This is a genomic window from Desulfosporosinus metallidurans, assembly GCF_001936615.1.
GTDB classification, from domain to species: domain Bacteria; phylum Bacillota; class Desulfitobacteriia; order Desulfitobacteriales; family Desulfitobacteriaceae; genus Desulfosporosinus; species Desulfosporosinus metallidurans.
The window spans coordinates 24,962-43,138 of the sequence record NZ_MLBF01000035.1; the positions used below are offsets into that span (position 1 = coordinate 24,962).

17 protein-coding genes and 1 pseudogene are annotated in these 18,177 nt (G+C 43.4%); 5 read left to right on the plus strand and 13 right to left on the minus strand.

Annotated elements, in window-relative coordinates; all coding sequences use genetic code 11:
* Positions 1-250: 250 nt before the first annotated feature.
* The 3 genes from DSOL_RS17630 (at position 251) to DSOL_RS28995 (ending at position 1,714) form a co-directional block, all read left to right on the plus strand.
* On the plus strand, positions 251-1,243 hold the full coding sequence (locus DSOL_RS17630) for an ornithine cyclodeaminase family protein (RefSeq protein WP_075366132.1): 993 nt from the start codon (positions 251-253) through the stop codon (positions 1,241-1,243).
* 23 nt (positions 1,244-1,266) lie between these two features.
* Positions 1,267-1,437, plus strand: a complete 171-nt coding sequence (locus DSOL_RS28990; RefSeq protein ID WP_235838871.1) for a proline racemase family protein — start codon at positions 1,267-1,269, stop codon at positions 1,435-1,437.
* Between the two features lie 112 nt (positions 1,438-1,549).
* Positions 1,550-1,714, plus strand: a complete 165-nt coding sequence (locus DSOL_RS28995) for a proline racemase family protein (protein ID WP_235838872.1) — start codon at positions 1,550-1,552, stop codon at positions 1,712-1,714.
* A gap of 17 nt (positions 1,715-1,731) precedes the next feature.
* On the opposite strand, the gene DSOL_RS17645 is transcribed toward DSOL_RS28995, so the two are convergent.
* The 12 genes and pseudogenes from DSOL_RS17645 to DSOL_RS17700 all read right to left on the minus strand — a co-directional run bounded on the left by DSOL_RS17645 (position 1,732) and on the right by DSOL_RS17700 (position 16,510).
* Entirely contained in the window at positions 1,732-2,502 is a 771-nt protein-coding gene (locus DSOL_RS17645) for a HesA/MoeB/ThiF family protein (RefSeq protein WP_075366133.1), read from the minus strand.
* A 76-nt stretch (positions 2,503-2,578) separates the two neighbouring features.
* Positions 2,579-2,761: a hypothetical protein gene (locus tag DSOL_RS17650; RefSeq protein ID WP_075366134.1), complete on the minus strand. Its 183-nt coding sequence runs from the start codon at positions 2,759-2,761 to the stop codon at positions 2,579-2,581.
* A gap of 290 nt (positions 2,762-3,051) precedes the next feature.
* Positions 3,052-5,409, minus strand: a complete 2,358-nt coding sequence (gene hypD, locus DSOL_RS17655) for a trans-4-hydroxy-L-proline dehydratase (protein ID WP_075366135.1) — start codon at positions 5,407-5,409, stop codon at positions 3,052-3,054.
* 22 nt (positions 5,410-5,431) lie between these two features.
* Positions 5,432-6,364 (minus strand): glycyl-radical enzyme activating protein, encoded by a 933-nt coding sequence (locus DSOL_RS17660; protein ID WP_345788399.1) that lies wholly within the window; start codon positions 6,362-6,364, stop codon positions 5,432-5,434.
* A gap of 100 nt (positions 6,365-6,464) precedes the next feature.
* Complete coding sequence (locus DSOL_RS17665; protein ID WP_075366137.1) at positions 6,465-7,181, minus strand: ABC transporter ATP-binding protein; 717 nt, start codon at positions 7,179-7,181, stop codon at positions 6,465-6,467.
* A pseudogene (locus tag DSOL_RS17670) lies at positions 7,178-7,949 on the minus strand (ABC transporter ATP-binding protein). The gene DSOL_RS17665 and the pseudogene DSOL_RS17670 overlap by 4 nt, the downstream one beginning before the upstream one ends.
* Before the next feature lie 95 nt (positions 7,950-8,044).
* Entirely contained in the window at positions 8,045-9,001 is a 957-nt protein-coding gene (locus DSOL_RS17675; protein ID WP_075366138.1) for a branched-chain amino acid ABC transporter permease, read from the minus strand.
* A gap of 3 nt (positions 9,002-9,004) precedes the next feature.
* The gene (locus tag DSOL_RS17680; protein WP_075366139.1) at positions 9,005-9,925 is read right to left on the minus strand and encodes a branched-chain amino acid ABC transporter permease; all 921 of its coding nucleotides are present in this window, start codon (positions 9,923-9,925) and stop codon (positions 9,005-9,007) included.
* A 122-nt stretch (positions 9,926-10,047) separates the two neighbouring features.
* Positions 10,048-11,205 (minus strand): branched-chain amino acid ABC transporter substrate-binding protein, encoded by a 1,158-nt coding sequence (locus tag DSOL_RS17685; protein ID WP_075366140.1) that lies wholly within the window; start codon positions 11,203-11,205, stop codon positions 10,048-10,050.
* 491 nt (positions 11,206-11,696) lie between these two features.
* The gene (locus DSOL_RS17690) at positions 11,697-13,877 is read right to left on the minus strand and encodes a DNA topoisomerase III (RefSeq protein ID WP_075366141.1); all 2,181 of its coding nucleotides are present in this window, start codon (positions 13,875-13,877) and stop codon (positions 11,697-11,699) included.
* Positions 13,878-13,933: 56 nt separating this feature from the next.
* A complete protein-coding gene (locus DSOL_RS17695; RefSeq protein ID WP_075366142.1) occupies positions 13,934-14,923 on the minus strand; it encodes a DMT family transporter in 990 nt (329 codons plus the stop codon).
* 198 nt (positions 14,924-15,121) lie between these two features.
* Positions 15,122-16,510, minus strand: coding sequence for an aspartate kinase (locus tag DSOL_RS17700; protein ID WP_075366143.1), 1,389 nt, complete (start codon positions 16,508-16,510; stop codon positions 15,122-15,124).
* 301 nt (positions 16,511-16,811) lie between these two features.
* Here DSOL_RS17700 and DSOL_RS30115 point away from each other — a divergent pair, with 301 nt between their 5' ends.
* A complete protein-coding gene (locus tag DSOL_RS30115) occupies positions 16,812-17,045 on the plus strand; it encodes an aldo/keto reductase (RefSeq protein ID WP_075366144.1) in 234 nt (77 codons plus the stop codon).
* A gap of 50 nt (positions 17,046-17,095) precedes the next feature.
* Positions 17,096-17,356, plus strand: coding sequence for a 4Fe-4S dicluster domain-containing protein (locus tag DSOL_RS30120; protein WP_075366145.1), 261 nt, complete (start codon positions 17,096-17,098; stop codon positions 17,354-17,356).
* A gap of 102 nt (positions 17,357-17,458) precedes the next feature.
* On the opposite strand, the gene DSOL_RS17715 is transcribed toward DSOL_RS30120, so the two are convergent.
* A complete protein-coding gene (locus DSOL_RS17715; protein WP_075366146.1) occupies positions 17,459-18,046 on the minus strand; it encodes a hypothetical protein in 588 nt (195 codons plus the stop codon).
* Positions 18,047-18,177 lie beyond the last annotated feature (131 nt).

An 18,177-nucleotide genomic window follows, 5' to 3' on the forward strand; every position in this document is an offset into this window, starting at 1 on the left:
TGCAAGTTCTGTGCCAATATTGTATTAATTCAAAATAGGCGGACAATAGGAATTACACTCAAAGGATTAGCTGAAGTAATTATCGCCGTGTAAAAAACTGAAGTTTTTCCGATAAAACTGTTTCACCTGCGTTAAATATACCTTATTGACAAATAAATACATAAAATATAGTGTAATAGCTAGATCTGAAATAAAATGCTGTTAATTTATAAGGCTATAAATGAATGAACTATATAACTGGAGGGGTATTATGTTACTACTCACCAAAAAGGACATTAAAAGAATCTTTAGCATGCAAGATGCCGTTGAAGCCGACAAACAGGCTTTTCGTATCTACTCGGAAGGGGGGAGTGTCGTCCCCTTACGGGTTAATATTGGTGCGCAAAACTATGAGGGGCAGACCTTGTTCATGCCCGGTTACGTAGGAGAACTGGACAGCATGGGAGTAAAGATCGTCTCGATTTTTCCCCACAACATTGAAAAAGGCTTACCCACAGTTCCTTCGACAATGGTGTTGCTCGATGGAACGAGCGGTGAAGTATGCTGTATCATGGACGGAACTTACCTTACCCAACTTCGTACTGGAGCTGCGGCTGGGGCGGCTACCGATCTACTGGCTCGTTCAGATGCCAAAATCGGAGCACTGATCGGTACGGGGGGGCAAGCCATCACCCAGCTTGAGGCTATGTTAACGGTGAGGAATCTTACGGAAGTCCGTGTTTTCAGCACTAACTTGGAGCGTGCCCAATCTTTTGTTGCGAGAATGCAAGGTGAATTCGCCAATTACGGAACAGTCCTCCGGGCAGTAACTACTTCTGAGGAAGCAATTACGAATGCTGATATCATAACAGCAGTAACCACATCTCAACAGCCGGTTTTTAACGGTCGCCTAGTTAAAGCAGGAGCACATATCAACGGTGTCGGTTCCTTTATGCCGAACATGCAGGAATTAGATGACTATATCGTGCAACGTGCCGATAAGATTTTCTTCGATTCCCAGGAGGCGGTACTGGCTGAATCAGGCGATTTTATTATTCCACTAACCCAAGGGACGATTAACAAGGATAAATTCACGGGAGAGATTGGCAAGGTAATCTCGGGTATTCTCCCAGGCCGGGAAACTCCAGAAGAAATAACGCTCTTTAAGACAGTGGGGATGGCCGTGTTAGATGTTGTAACGGCTTACCAAATTTATCAAAAAGCTCTGAAACAAGACATCGGCCAAGAATTTCTCTTTGAATAGTAGTAAATTTCTCCTGCCAACGCATCCATACTTGGTTTAGGAAGGGAGAAGTTGAACGAGTTAGATTTCAAAATGTACCCTGCTTCGTCTATAAAGAAAAGATCACCGTCTCTGTAGATGGTATAGGAGATATCACCGCTGACGTTGTGTGTATTGCGGTGCATTTTATGTTTATTTGGATTCCAAAAAAGTAGGGTTATCAGTGTCTCCTGAAAATACAGAAAAACTAGTTCATATGGGAATGGAAATTAAAAATAGAGTAATGGCTGTTATCAAAAGGGGGATACCCTCATCAATTACAGCATCATTGATACTCCGTTTGAGGGAAAGTTCGTAGAAGAAACGAAAGTTGGAGACTATGATGCTGTTGTCACGGAAGTATCAGGTACTGCACAAATTGTAGGTTTTAATCAATTGGTGCTGGATCCGAAAGACCCACTACCTGAAGGATTCAGAATTACTGGGAGTTAACAATGAGTTAAAACCTATTATTCACTAACATGTTGTTCTCCACATACGATACAATTTCTTCGAGTCGCGATCTCTACATTTCTAAATTCCATTGCCAATGCATCAAATACCAATAGTTTCCCAGTTAAGAGTTCTCCGATCCCCAGAAGATATTTTACAGTCTCTGTCGCCTGAATAGTACCTAGGATGCCTGGTACAACACCTAGAACACCGACCTCTTTACAGGTAGGAACAGCATTAGTTGGTGGGGGATTTAAGAATACGCACCGATAACAAGGGCCTTTGCCCGGAACATAAGTCATCGTCTGCCCTAATAGCTGAGTGACTCCCGCATGGGAAAAGGGCTTTTGCAAGAGCACACAGGCATCGTTAATCAGAAATTTTGCAGGGAAATTATCTGTGGCATCGATTACAAAATCATAGTTTCTATCCTTAATGATGTCCGTTACATTGACTGAACTAACCCATTCTTGATACGTTACAACATTGACATCAGGGTTCATATCTCGGATCGTTTCTTTTCCCGATATGACTTTAGGTTTACCAATATCTTTATTGGAGTGGATGATTTGTCTTTGCAGATTCGATAGTTCGACGACATCAGGGTCAACGAGTCCAATCGTTCCTATGCCCGCGGCCGCAAGATACATTGCCGCCGGTGCTCCAAGTCCTCCAATACCTATAATAAGAACTTTAGAATTCAGAAGTTTTGTTTGCCCTTCCGTTCCTACTTCGTTTAAGTTAATGTGTCTCGAATACCTTTCGAGTTGCTCATTAGTGAGTTTCATTCCTATACATGCCCCCCCAACTATGAAATGTCCTCATAATCATCGAGATTCACTAAGGTAAGGGACACGATCCCGGCTATAATCCTAATGTTTCTGCTATGTCCCGTAAATCTAAGCCATCTAACATTTTCCCACTCCCTATATTGGCAGCATAATCAAGGCTGCCAATGAAATATTCTATTCTTCCCAACCTTAATAAAGTTTCGTTCACAAGAGTTTTATACAATTCGAGTTGAGTTTGATAACTGTCTTGCTCCATAAATAACACCCCCTTAAAGGTAAACGTTCTTTTTCTAAGTTATCTGACGGGCAGCCTACTCTTTCTAATTGCAAAAACTATGCCAAGAAATGTAAAGGCTAGCTCCTTCCCGTATCCCGTTCTCAGTTCCATGTGTCTAATTATTTTGAACACAAGTGTTTAAAGTGTCTAAAATGTTTAAACATATGTCGAGCTACCAACTACTAGACCCAACAAAAAATAGGCCTTTTCCAATGATCCGTTCCGTAGGATCATTGGAAAAGGCCTATTTTGTTCTAGCTAATTTCCCCCTAAAATGCCGCATGCTCTGTCCGAGCGATAATCTCTTCCTGCAACGCTTCACTCAGATCACAGAAATAATCACTATACCCAGCTACCCGCACGATAAGATCTCGGTATTTTTCTGGTTCACCTTGAGCAGCCCGTAAGGTCTTGGCACTAACCACGTTAAACTGAATATGGTGACCACTTAATTTAAAATAAGACCGGACCAACTGAGCCAGTTTATCAAGACCTTCTTCCCCCTCTAAGACTTGTGGGGTGAACTTTAGATTCAACAAGGTCCCACCTGTCCGAGCATGATCCAGTTTGGAAGCAGATTTGATGACCGCTGTCGGGCCTAGCCGATCAGATCCTTGAACTGGAGAAATTCCTTCAGAGAGAGGTTCCCAGGCCCGGCGGCCATCGGCCGTAGCGCCAATGACTGACCCGAAATAAACATGACAAGTCGTTGGCAACATATTGATCCGGTAAACACCGCCCTTAGTATTCGGTCTTTCATTCACTTCAGAATAGTAAGCATTAAAAATATCCACCATGATTTCGTCAGCATAGTCATGATCATTCCCAAAATGCGGTGTCTTATTGATGAGAAGCTGACGCACCACCTCATATCCAGAGAAATTAGCCTCTAAGGCCTTAAGCAGCTGCTCCATAGTGAGATCCTTTTGATCAAAGATATGGTAACGGATGCCTGACAACGTGTCCGTTAGACTTCCCAAACCAACGCCTTGAATATAGTTTGTATTATAACGGGCGCCACCGTCATTATAATCTTTGGCCTTGGCGATACAATCATCAATAAGCATAGAAAGGAACGGAGATGGCATATAGGCCGCATAAAGTCGCTCGATAATATTGCTTCCTTTAACCTTAAGATCGATAAAATAATGAAGTTGCTTTTTAAAGGCTGCAAAAAGTTCATTAAAAGAACTAAACCTTTTGGGATCTCCGGTTTCTAAGCCCAACCGTTGACCCGTCTTAGGATCCAGGCCATTGTGTAAGACCAATTCAAAAATCTTGGGCAAATTAAAATACCCTGTTAAAATATAACTTTCTTTGCCAAAAGCCCCTGTTTCCACACAACCACTGGTTCCGCCTTGACGAGCGTCCTCGATCGATTTACCCTGACGCAGAAGTTCCTCAACCACCGTGTCAGCATTAAACACCGAAGGCTGCCCCCAACCCTTCCTTATGATCCGGGCCGCTCTCCTTAAAAAGCGATCCGGATTTTTCTTGCTTAACTGGATATTCGAACTTGGCTGCAAAAGACGCATTTCATCAATCACATCTAAAACCAAGTAGGTGACATCATTGACTCCATCCGATCCGTCCGCTTTGAGCCCGCCACTGTTGATATTGGCGAAATCCGTATACGTACCGCTTTCCGCCGCAGTTACCCCGACTTTAGGCGGCGCTGGCTGATTATTAAACTTCACCCAGAAACACTGCAGCAGCTCTTTAGCCTCTCCCTCAGTCAGGGTTCCCTCGGTTAAGCCTTTTTTATAAAAGGGATATAAATGTTGATCCAGCCTTCCAGGATTAAAAGCATCCCAGGTATTAAGTTCGATAATAACACCCAAATGCACAAACCAATAAGCTTGCAAAGCCTCCCAGAAATTTCGGGGGGCATGAGCCGGAACGTGAGAACAGACCTCAGCGATCCTTTCCAGTTCCGCCTTACGAAGAACATCTTTTTCCGATTGGGCCAATTCCTTAGCCTTATCTGCATATCGCGCTGCAAGCAGAATGATCCCCTCTGCGCTGATCCGCATAGCTTTTAGTTCTTCCTGCTTATGATATGCTTCGACATCGTTTAAATAATCGAGTCTCGCCAAATGAGCATCGATGTCGGCGATGAAATCCAGAAAACCCAAACGATAGATTTTATCATCAAGTACCGTATGCCCCGGTGCCCTCTGTTCCATGAACTCCGTAAAGATCCCGGCATCATAAGCAGCTTTCCAATCCGCAGACATCTCCGTAAAAATGAGATCACGCATGGACCTTCCTTCCCAGTGAGGAATAATGCGCTTTTCGTAGGCCTCACGCACTTGGGGACTGACTTTAAACGATATTTTAGGGCGGGAATCGAGAATATCTAAATCTTCAAGGCTATGACAGCAGAGTTCTGGATAAGTATAGGTAGCCTTAGGGGCCGGTCCCCTCTCCCCTACAATCAATTCACCCTCGTTAATACAGATCTCTTTCTGCTCCAACATGTACTTAAACGCCAAAGCCCGCTGGACAGGGACGGACGAATTTCCTGCCGTACGGTAGAACTCCGTCATCAGCTCCGCTCTTTCTGAGGAAATATAGGCTTCTGTCTCTAAACTCAGTTGCCTGAGCATGGTTACCCTTCCGTTCATTCTTAGATCTCCTTCCCAACATTTATCCCCCAATTTTAACCTTCAGACCAAACTGTTCCAACTGGCCCACGATCTGCTCCATGCGTTCGTTGTCTGGGGATTGTATGTCCGACAATAGATATGCAAGACCAAGCCGCTGGTACTTATCCACCCCCGCTTTATGGTAGGGTAGAATATGAAGTTCAGTGACACGTTTTAAGGATGCCACAAAGTTTCCTAATTGGCTAAGGTTTTCTTCATCATCATTAATTCCTGGAATGATCGGTACCCGGACAATGATCCGGGGATGGTGCTCAACAAGCCAGCGCAGATTATCTAAGATAAGTACATTAGGAACCCCTGTGAAATCTTGATGTTTCTGACGATCCATAAGTTTTAAATCATACAAAAACAGATCTACATAATCGCTTATCATTTGCAAGAATTCAAGGTTTACGTACCCGCAGGTCTCCACAGCAGTGTGGATTTCCTTCTTCCTGCACTCTTTAAGCATTTCTAAAAGAAAGACGGGCTGCATAACCGCTTCCCCTCCGGAAAAGGTTACCCCACCCCCCGATTCGTCATAGAAGATTAAATCTTTCTCGATCTCAGCCATGACCTCGCTCACTGACATCGTCTTAGCTACAAGTTCTCTTACCCCAGCATGACATGCCTTACAGCATGCTCCGCAGGCTAGGCATTGATCCCGAAGGTATTCTAATTTTCCCGCCGTAGATATAACCGCTCCGTTCGAACAAATCTCCAAACATTGCCCACAGCCGATACATCGGTCCGGCCAATACATTAATTCTTGTCCAAATCCCTGACTTTCTGGGTTATGACACCACTGACAGTTGAGTGGACAGCCTTTGAAAAAGACGGTCGTCCGAATACCAGGCCCATCATGGATAGAATACTTCATAATGTTGACAATCTTGCCTTCAACCGTGATTGCGACCATCTCCTCTTCATTCAACCATCTCTACTACCGATAGTATGAGAACAAGCCACTGAATTACAGCAGCTTGCTTACGTCGCTATAAAGTTCGTTTAAGAAAAGCTCAGTTTTCAGAATTTCACTCCCCAAGATAGGCCTTGGTTATTCTCTCATCACGCCTTAGCTCGGCACTATCCCCCTCCATAACTAACTGACCTGTTTCCAAGACATACCCATAATCCGCTAATTTTAAGGCTATCTTGGCGTTTTGCTCCACAAGTAAGATCGTTGTTCCCTCAGAATTCAACCGCTTAATAATTCTCATGATATCTTGGACTATCAGCGGAGCCAAACCCATTGAAGGCTCGTCCAATAAGAGTAGTTTTGGCTCTGTCATCATGGCGCGGCCGATCGCTAGCATTTGCTGCTCTCCACCAGACAGCGTCCCACCACTTTGCTTCTGACGGTCTTTTAGGCGCGGGAAAATTTCAAAGACGTGTTCGATTCTTTTGCGGCGCAGCGCTTCAACTTTTAATGTAAAACCACCCAGCTCCAGATTTTCCTTGACCGTCAAGTCCTTAAAAATCCGGCGCCCTTCTGGTACATGGATCAACCCCATGCCAACAATATTGTGGGCTTTTTCTTTGGCAATATCCCGACCATAAAACTCAATTTTTCCAGAAGAAGCCTGGATCAAACCTGAGATCGTCTGTAAGGTCGTGGTCTTTCCGGCGCCATTGGAACCGAGCAAAGTGACAATCTTCCCTCGGGGCACTTCCAAACTAACCCCTCTCAGAGCATGTATCTTGCCGTAATAAGTCTCCACGTTGTGCAGGACGAGAGCCATATCGTTCATTCCTCATCCTCCTTACCCAGGTAGGCTTCAATTACCCTTGGATTATTTTTGACTTCTTCCGCCGTCCCTTCAGCTATCTTCTGTCCATAGTCAATAACCACTATTTTTTTCCGAGACCTTCATGACGAGACCCATATCGTGTTCAATCAGCAATACAGTAATTCCTAGGTCCTTCTGAATACGGCGGATTAAATCGACTAGCTGTTCTTTCTCATCTTGGTTAAGCCCAGCCGCGGGTTCATCCAACAAAAGGAGCTTCGGTTGTGTAGCTAAGGCTCTAGCCCACTCCACTCGTCGTTGGTCTCCATAGGCCAAATTACGGGCTAAACGATCTTTCTTATCTAAAATACCAACGAAATCCAAACACTCTTCGCTGACCTGCCTAATCTTCTGTTCTTCATGAAGCTGGCTGGGTAGTCTTAAAATCGCTCCAAAGACTCCAGCCGAAGTACGGCAATGCATGCCAGACATGACATTTTCTAAGACAGTCATATCTTTGAACAGACGTAAATTCTGAAACGTTCGTGCCATACCCAGCTTAGTGATCTTGTGCGGCTTTTGCCAAAAGATACTTTGCCCCTTGAAAAGGATCTCCCCTTGGCTTCCCTTATAAAAACCCGTCAAGCAATTAAAAGCAGAAGTCTTACCTGCCCCATTTGGCCCAATTAGACTCATAATTGAATTCTCTTCTATATCGAAGCTCAAGTTACTCACAGCGGTCAACCCACCAAAACGCAAGGTTAGCTTTTTCACTTCTAAGATAGACATTCTACTTCATCCTTTTTTTCTAAGTTCCGGGTATTTATGCAATTTTCTTGGCACGTTCAGAAACATTACAGTTTTTATCTCAAGATTAAAAGACTTTAACTTTTTCGTTCTGGCCAAAGCCCTTGAGGACGGAAGACCATAATAATAACCAGCAGGATGCCAAAGAAAAGCATCCGCATCTGACCGATGCTTCGGAAAATTTCCGGAAAGAAGACCAGAAAAACAGCCCCCAGAATCGCGCCAGGAATTTTGCCCATCCCACCAAGAATTACAGCCAATAAAATCATAGCGGATTGGGTAAAAGCGAAGGTCTCAGGCGAAATAGCAGTCATCTTGACGGCAAAGAATGCTCCCGCTACTCCCCCAAAGGCAGCGCCAATCATATAAGCATAAAGTTTGGTCTTGACTGGATCAATCCCCATGGCTTCAGCAGCATCTTCGTCCTCGCGAATATATTGCCAAGCCCTCCCCAGGCGGGAATTATGAAGCCGTAGGGCAATGATGATGGCCAAGACGACCAAGACAAAAAAAGTGTAATAGAAATCCGTAATCTGATAGAGTTTATGCCCGAAAATACTTGGTCGTTGAATGCCAACCAGGCCGCTCGCTCCACCCGTAATTTTCAGGTTACGCGCAACAATCCGGGTGATCTCCCCGAATCCTAAGGTCACGATGGCTAAGTAATCGCTGCGCAACCTTAGCGTCGGGCCACCAATGATAATCCCTGCAATAATACAAAAAAACACGGCTATCGGTATGGTTAACCAGAAATTCAGACCTAAATTCATCAGAATTCCGGTTGTGTAGGCTCCGACAGCAAAAAAAGCAGCATAACCGAGGTCAACCAACCCGGCATATCCTATAACAATATTCAACCCTAAAGCTAAAATGATATAGAAAAAGGTATTGGTCACCACTTCTTCTACGTAGTTATTGGTAACCAGAGGAAGTAGGACGACGACAGTAATAAGTACTGCTAGGGCAACACCACGTGTTTTACTGCCACCCAGCCTTTCTTTTAAACGATCTTTTAAACCTACAGAATTACCCATCCTCTACATCCTCTCAATCTCGCTTTTACCCAAAATTCCAGTCGGTTTTAAAACCAGCAAAAGAATCAAGATCCCGAAGGTAAAAACGTCTTTCCAGGCGGACCCAATAAAGGGAAGTTGAGTGCCAGCAGTTTCCAGCAACCCCAAGACAAGACCTCCTAGCATAGCTCCGGGAATGCTGCCGATTCCACCGATGACTGCGGCAGTAAATGCCTTTAAGCCGATGATAAAACCCATGTAGAAATGAATACTGCCATAATACACTCCGGCCATAACCCCTGCCGCGGCCGCTAAGGCCGATCCAACAAAGAAGGTCAATCCGATCGTCTTCGTCACATTAATCCCCATTAAACGGCAAGCATCCTGATCAAGGGCAATGGCCCGCATAGCTTTACCGTACATGGTACGATTAATGAACCAATACAAAACGAGCATTAAAATTGCCGTAGACACAACCATGATGATTTGCGTATAAGTAATATTAACAGGTCCGATACTAATGCCCTCATAACCCAGGCTAGTACTAAACGCTTTGTATTCTCCATTGGTCATAACCATAACCCCGTTAAATAACGTAAAGGACACTCCCACCGCCGTGATCAACAGCGACATGCGCGGTGCCCGTTTATTTAAGAGCGGTTGATAGGCAATCCTATGTATCAACATTCCCAAAAGCCCCACAAGAAACATGCTAATCAATAAGGCCACAGTAATCCCTAGCCAACCGACACCTAATATGCTTCCGAAAATACCCAGAGCTCCGAAACCTACGAAAGCTCCCGCCATATAAATATCACCATGTGCAAAATTAAGCAGCTTTATAATGCCGTAAACCATAGAATAACCCAGAGCGACGAGACTATAAAAAGAACCAAGAATTAACCCATTCACGATCTGCTGGATAACGATATAAAACACTGACATGTCGTGCACTCCTTCACCCTCTTTGAGCTACCGAAGAAGATTGTACTAAATTTAAATATCTTGTGGTTGTCTAAGGACGACTGGGAAAAATTCCCGGTCGTCCTTAGACACAGTTTCATTACTTATTGCAAAACGAATTTACCACCCTTGACTTGAAGCACGATGAAGTTACTCTCTTTTAAGGTCTTGTCAGCAGCAAACGTTACTTTGCCCGCCAATCCCGTGAAATCTTTGGTATCAGCCAGAGCTTTAATAATTGCCTTGCCATCCGTACCTCCGGCCCGTTTTAAAGCATCTGCCATCAAGTTCATACCGTCATAGGCCAGCGGGGCATAAGCTCCGGGGGTTTGATTATATTTGGCCTTATAAGCATCCGCAAACTGTTTCGCCGCAGGCAAATATTCGGCAACCGGTGGCGAGAGTACATACGTACCTTCCCCAGCTGCACCCGACATCTGAATAAGTTTCGGATCACTACTTCCGTCTCCAACGACGATCGAACCCTTATAGCCACCTTGACGCAGCTGTTTGATCAAAAGTGCTCCATCCGCATAATAAGCGGTCCAGAAAATCAAGTCTGCATTTTTAGATTTCAAACTAGTAACTAAGGAAGAGAAGTCCTGCTCTCCTTTAGTGGTTACGTCATGAGACACGACAGTATTCCCGGCATCTTTCCATGCTGTTTCAGTCTGCTTGGCCAAATCGGAGGAATAAGCATCCCCTTGTTCCACCAACGCTACTTTTGTAGCGCCCAACTTTTTGAAGAGTTCGACAGCCTTCTGGGTCTGGTGCACAGCTGTACCGTTAATTTCATAGGTATTACCAGGATTTTGAGCTGCTATTTTCGAGGAATTAGCCGCCTCAACGATAAAAGGTATGTTCTTTTCATTGTAGATCGTTAAAGTCGGAACGACCGCACCTGAACAATAACCGCCGACAATCGCCACAACACCTGCGGAGACTAGCTTATTGGCAGCTGCAGTCGCTTGTTGTGGATCACAAGCATCATCTCCAATTATAGTGGTTATTTTTTTACCGTTGATCCCGCCTTTGGCATTAATTTCATCCACAGCCATTTTGATTGCATTTTCCATATCTTTACCGTAAGTCGCTTCCGAGCCAGTCATAGGCAAAGGTAAACCGATCTTAATATCTCCAGCGTTAGCTGCTGGTTGAGCGCTTGGAGTCATTGGTGCGCTGGGCTGTGTGCCGCACCCAGTGACAACCAAACCTAATACTAGGAGAGTCACTGCCACTATACGTAGATACTTTTTGGACATTTTAATTACCCCTCCTCCTTTTTGTATGTATAGGTACTTTATGATTTTTTACGTCCCCGCTTCACCCCCTAATTCCGGACCCAACCCATAGGTTGCTAACTCAACAAAATGGTTTTCAGCCCTCGGTGATACGAACACCTTCAAAATCACCGATACTTACAAACACTTTGATCCGGTCAGTAAAAAAGTTCATTCAGATTGTCCATTCATTCTATGTATGCTATCCCCTAAAATATCTCTATCCCCAAAGCGAAATAGCTTAGAAATCCCCCGTCGTTTGCAGTAACTTGGTAATTACAGGAATTAAAGACAGATTATTCAGATAAATTTAATAATCTGATTCCGAATTCAATTTATTAAGATGATATAATGCAATACTGACTCTGTCAATGATTTTTACTATACTCAAAACCAATTTTTCAATTGTGTTGTATAAAAGTAACCCCTGACAAAGAACTCCGCACCCACTCTAAGCGTGTGCGGAGTCCTTTTCATTTTTTCAATTTTGCCAAAGCATCGGCTAAGGCCGTATTAATTAACTTACCCTCATTTTGGTTCTGCAAGAACGAACCAACTTCCCTCTTATTCATAGTTCCTTTTTCAGTCTCTCTTCGTTTCGTAAAAGCTGAAAGCTTTTCGCGATGCCCACAGACGCAGGTGAACAGTTTATTTTCCCCGTCTCCCTTAATCTCCATCTTTTTGTGGCATTCAGGGCACCTTGCGTTCGACGTTTGAGAAATACCTTTCCTGTAACCGCATTCCCGATCTTGACAAACATACATCTCACCCTTCTTCCCTTTGACTTGAAGAAGAAACTTCCCACATTCCGGACACTTTGTCCTTGTCAAATTATCATGTTTAAAAGTTTGAGCACTGCTAATCACTGTTGACACGAGTTGAGTGGCATACCCTCTCATTCCCGTCAAAAAGGCTTGACTGTTGGCCCGCCCTTTGCTAATCTCTGTCAATTGCTGTTCCCACTTGGCGGTAAGTTCTGGTGATTTAAGTTCAGGGGGGACCAAACCAATGAGTTGAATCCCTTTTGACGTGGGGATTATCTCTTTACCCTGTCGATTCATATAGAAGGAATTGAAAAGCTTTTCAATAATTTCAGCGCGTGTTGCCGGTGTTCCTAGTCCATGACTCTGGTCCATCGCTTCCCGCAGTTTCCGGTCGTCAATTAATTTACCCGGATGCTCCATGGCCGAAAGCAACGTCGCCTCAGTATGTCTAGCTGGAGGTTTCGTTTTGCCAATTGTTAACTTAATAGACAAGTTCTTAAGACTATCACCTTTGCGAATTTCCGGGAGAGTTTGCTCTGCTTCCCCTTCTCCATTCTCTGACTCATCGTCGAAGTGACCCTGCCCTTCGTAAACCTTTCGCCATCCTTTAAGCTTCACGATTTTACTTTTGGCCGTAAAGAGTTCTCCTTTAATGACCACCTTAACCAGCGTTTGTTCATATTCAAACGCTGGAGAAAGAACGGCAAGAAAGCGTTTGATGATCAAGTCGTAAATTTTCAGTTCCTCCGAGCTAAGCCGAGACAATGTAGGAGGTTGTTCGGTTGGAATAATGGCGTGGTGATCCGATACTTTGGAACCATCTACAAACCGTTTCGTGAGGATTAGTTTATTTCGCAAAATGCTTCGAGCCAAATCAACATAAGGTCCAAGGGCGATGCTTTTTAAACGTTCTGGCAAGGTGGGTACGATATCTTCACTGATATGACGTGAATCCGTGCGCGGATAGGTGACTAATTTATGATTTTCATAAAGTTGCTGCATTACTGAAGACGTCGTTTTAGCTGAGAATCCATATTTACGATTGGCATCCCTCTGTAATTCCGTGAGATCATACGCCAGAGGTGGAAGTTCCTTCTTCGCCTCTTTTGTGACCTCCACGACCTCGCCTGTTTGTCCATTCACTTTAGCCACGAGAATATCTGCTTTCGTTTTATCGAATAAGCGAGTTTGACCGTTCTTATCTTGCCAGCGAAGTTCAAAGCCGTTCGTCAAGGCATTGATTGACCAATAGTCTTTCGGAACAAACTGTCTAATTTCATTTTCCCGTTCCACAACCATTGCCAGTGTCGGAGTTTGAACTCTCCCTGCGGAAAGCTGGGCATTATATTTACACGTCAAAGCCCTAGTGACATTCAACCCAACTAGCCAATCAGCTTCAGCGCGGCATTCAGCTGCCGCATATAATGTTTCATAATCTCTACCTGGTTTTAAATTGTTAAATCCTTCCTTAATAGCCCGCTCAGTTAGAGAAGATATCCACAACCTTTTGACAGGTTTTCGCCAGCCAGCCTTTTTCATAATCCAACGTGCTACGAGTTCGCCTTCCCGACCCGCATCAGTAGCGATAATCAAATCATCAATTTCGGGACTTTTCATAAAATTTTTAACCACGCCAAATTGCTTCGAGGTTTCTTTCATAACCACCAAATCCATCTTTACCGGAAGCATTGGGAGATCTTCCATCCTCCACGTTTTATATTTCTCATCATACGACTCCGGATCTGCCAGCGTTACTAAATGCCCTAAGGCCCAAACCACAATGTATTTGGACCCCATGAAGCATCCGTTACCTTTCTGATTGCAATTAAGAATCTTTGCAATCTCACGGCCAACAGATGGTTTTTCGGTTAATACTAACGTCTTTCCCATGTTAGACTCCCTTTCTTTTATGGTTTCATATACATAAGTACTCTCTGATTGGATTATCAGTAAGGTCCCTCACTTAGAATTTCTTCTTTTGGACTCCTTCTTCTATAATTTACAATAATAACTCCAAGCGCAACAAGAACTAAGGCCATAAACATGTTCAGAGTCAATCGTTCGCCAGGAATAAAGAAAGCAGACAAAATGGCTCCGGAGACGGGTGTCACAAACTTGTAGACACTAATTTCTCCCGCCTTATTGTATTTCAAAATGGCATACCAAAGGGAAAAGGCGGTCGCGGAAAGAAAGGCAGAATATATGAGAAGAAGGAAGGCTCGGTTCGTAAAAACCATAGCCTGAGGTTTTAAGCCCGGTAACCCAGTCGCAATAAGGAGCAAGGACCCTAAGAGCATTTGCCACGCTGTCAGAACAAAGGGATGAATTTCTTTAGAAAGGCGTTTTGCTAAAATCGTTCCTATGGCACTCACTAGACCTGATAAAATCATATAACCTTCGCCCTGCCAAGAAAAATCAAGAGTGAAACGCGCTCCAGCATTAATCATAATAATCCCTGCAAAACCTGCAATGATTCCAAAGAGCTTACGCCAATTCAAGCGATCATTGACATAAACAAAATGCGCTAAGACAACCACAAAGAAGGTGCCTGCCGAAGATAGGATGGCACCCTTCATGCCTGAGGTATGAGCCAATCCATTATAGAAAAAGAAGTACTGCAAACTAATTTGAAGCAACCCCAGCAGAAATAGTTGAGGGAGCATTTGCCCCCTCACTTTAGGTGACTGTCGAATTCCAGCGACGATTAGGATGAAAATCAGGATAGCTGCCAAGAAAAATCGCATTCCTGCAAGTACAATGATGGCTGATTGATCATTCGTTGCTATTCCAAGCTCGACATAGCTTACTTTCAAAACTGGGAAGGCGCTTCCCCAAAGAACTGCACAAAACATCGCAATGGCAATGACCCAGTATTTATTAGTTAAGTAGTGTCTTAAACCGCGTTCTTTACCTCTTAAAATTGAGTTAGAGTTCATAGTTAGTTCCTTTCCTCGGTTCATGAATGTTCTTATTTGTTAAATACTAAGCCCTTAAGTAGAATTGGTCAAATTTACTTACATCATAACTTTGGGAAACAAGTTCACTCTAGCGAAACGAGCTCAACAAAAAGAAGAGAACCCGTTAATTAGGTTCTCAAGCTCCAATGGCCTAATTTCGATATCAAGATCGGAATACTAGTAATCCGCAACGCATAAATCCTCATTTAAACATACTATAGCCTTGGCATAATTTTCCCGATCAATGACAAATTGCATGTTCACTTGACGAAGAGATTGAGATATACATTTAATGTTAATGTCGTTTTTAGCCAAGGCATTAGCCGCTCTAGCTAAAATTCTAGGCATAGCAATATTGGATCCAATCACACAAACAATCGCTGCCTCCTGAACTGTAACCGTTCGATATTCTACTTCAAGTTCAGCTGCCAAGGATTCATCCAGATCGGCTTGCCAGATAACGAGTGATATGCTATTGGCATTGGTTGTTTTCATGATGTAGCTGATATTATACCGTTTAAACTTCTCCATAATTTCAAGATCAAACCCCGGTTCTCCGACCATTGAAGTATCATGAATTTCCAAGACCACGATTTTATCCGACCCTGCAATGATTTCAATTTTCGCTTGGGGACCAATATAATCGTTTGATATAACCGTTCCCGGATGATCGGGTTCAAAGGTATTCTTTATGCGAAGGTTAATTCCAGCCATTTCTAACGGTTTAGACGCATTAGGATGAATAGCCTCCATGCCAATGTCCGCAAGTTGGTCGGCAACATCATAATTTGTCCTGCCCACCACGATTGCCTTGTCCACGCCAACGATTTTCGGATCGGCAGACGATAAATGAAATTCTTTATGAATGATTGCTTCATCCGCTTGAAGATGCGTCGCTATTTTGGAAAAAGTTATCTCCGAGTATCCCCTTTCATACTCCCGCATGATTCCTTCGATCCCTTTGGTATAGCCTGTGGCAACGATGATTGCTTCGTGAGGATTGACGTTCTTGAAGGATTTCTCGATGCGTTCGCTAATCGAAAGTTGTTTAGAATCACGAAAACCCGTTAGATCAACTAACTCAGAGAGAATACCGTTATTGCGCAGTATGTTTACAGTGTTAAAGGCGGAATGAGCCTCTCCGATGGATGCAAGTAACTCTCTTGCCGCGGAGAAAATACTATCCCGCTCGACATATCCAGAAGCCACGATATCTTCCATACTACTTAAATAAGCTTTCGTTTGCCTAACTCGTTCTTCTAAGAATTCACGGCATACTTTAGAATCCAGACCAATATCCGTAAACGATTCGTTAATTTTAAGCGTCTCTGTCAGGAGGTGATCCATAACACTCTCGTAATCTTCACCTTGAATAAAGCGTTGGTATACACCCGGTGCTTTAGTCTTCTTATCTTCAAGTAGCATATTGGTCACCCCTGCATATGCAGAGACTACAAATACCCTTCCATAACGAAAACCTTTTGAGTTTGAGTGGCCTATTATGTCCTTTAGCACATTCTGAAATTGGGACATCGATGTTCCACCAATTTTTTCCACAGTAAGCATAATATATTCCGAACCCCTCTTCTTTTTATTCACCTAAACCTTTTTATTCGGCGAAATTCAGCAAATTCCTTCAACCCATGGAATTGGTACTATTTGTTACGGACATGATTCACATTATCCTCGAACCATATTGTACTATAACAACTCAACATTTTACAACTTTAGTGATTTTTCTAAAGTTATTATTAACCCTTCCATTCTTGCTTAATTCCTCAAACTTAGTCATAATTAATAAACAACGTTTGCGAGTCTACTTCTTGATCACCAATAATGCTTACCAAACTAAAGGAGAGAATTACTGATGCAATACCGTAAATTTGGCAACCTTGACTTTCAGGCTCCAATTCTCGGGTTCGGGTGTATGCGTCTACCCATGTTCGACAATGATCCAGGTAAAATAGACGAAGTCGAAGCCATCTCCATGCTCCGCCATGCTATCGATAACGGAATAAATTATGTGGATACCGTCTACCCCTACCATCAAGGACAAAGTGAAATCCTGGTTGGCAAAGCCCTCCAGGACGCAATTCCTTAAGTGAACAAGAACTTTCTTTAATTAAAGAGGTCAAAAAGCAATACCTCTCTTTGACGAAGGTCGACTGTACTGCCTGTGGTTATTGCCAGCCCTGTCCTTCAGGTGTAGATATACCCCGCAATTTCGCCCTCTACAATGATGCTCACATTTATGATGACATCGCATCTTCAAAGTTTGCCTATAACACCTTCCTTGCCTCAGAAGCCAAGGCCTCAACCTGCATCGAATGTGGAGCGTGTGAAGAAGTCTGCCCACAGCAGATTGGCATCCGGGAACATCTGAAGGAAATCCAAAAAGTATTTGAGGGGTAATTCATGTCCCCAATCTATGAAATTGGTGAGACTCCCAACCTTAGAAGAAATGCTCAATGCCCTCAGGGCATTGAGCATTTCTTGTTATTTCTAGTTTAATGATTAATTCTCACTGAAACAGCGACTTGAATTAGCTAACATAAACAGGGGTTTCTGCAAATAATCTAATGGGTATAAATCATCCCTTGCTGAGATCAACGCCATAATCTTACCGACCTTGGATAGGGAATCAATAGAGACGATTACAAAAGCATCTTTTTCAGGGGATAAGGGATAGATGACATTATTTTTATTAAGAACATCGTGGTAGGCGTCCAGGGTAAGCACTCTGAAATCACGATTGCGCCAACGAACATCGTAGAGCTTGAAGGCTTGGTGAGCAACTAAGGGCAAGAGCCGTTCTTCTGTCAAATAGAGTTCAATTCCTATCATATATCCTTCACTATCAAGGTCATTCCAATATTCACAGTGAAAAGCGTTATCAACAGCCTCTCTATACGTTTTAGTCGCAAGACGCATTTGACTCAAACTTTGACCCATGCCAAGCCATTTAATCCTTGGAATGCTGAGACTGTTGACATCATAAAAAAGTCCAATATCACTTTTATCGAGGGTATACTCATCAGTCGATTCATTAGGCATTAAGTAAATGTAGCCCATTTGCATGCTGTTATCACAGGTAATAAGCACAGAACATCCCCCCCAAAGCTTCGTTTCTAGCTTGATCAGTTATTTAATACATCATACCACAATGTCCGCTAGTTTCTACTATCCAAGGCACTGTCGACATACATTCTTGTTATTAGACACAAAACCCCCAC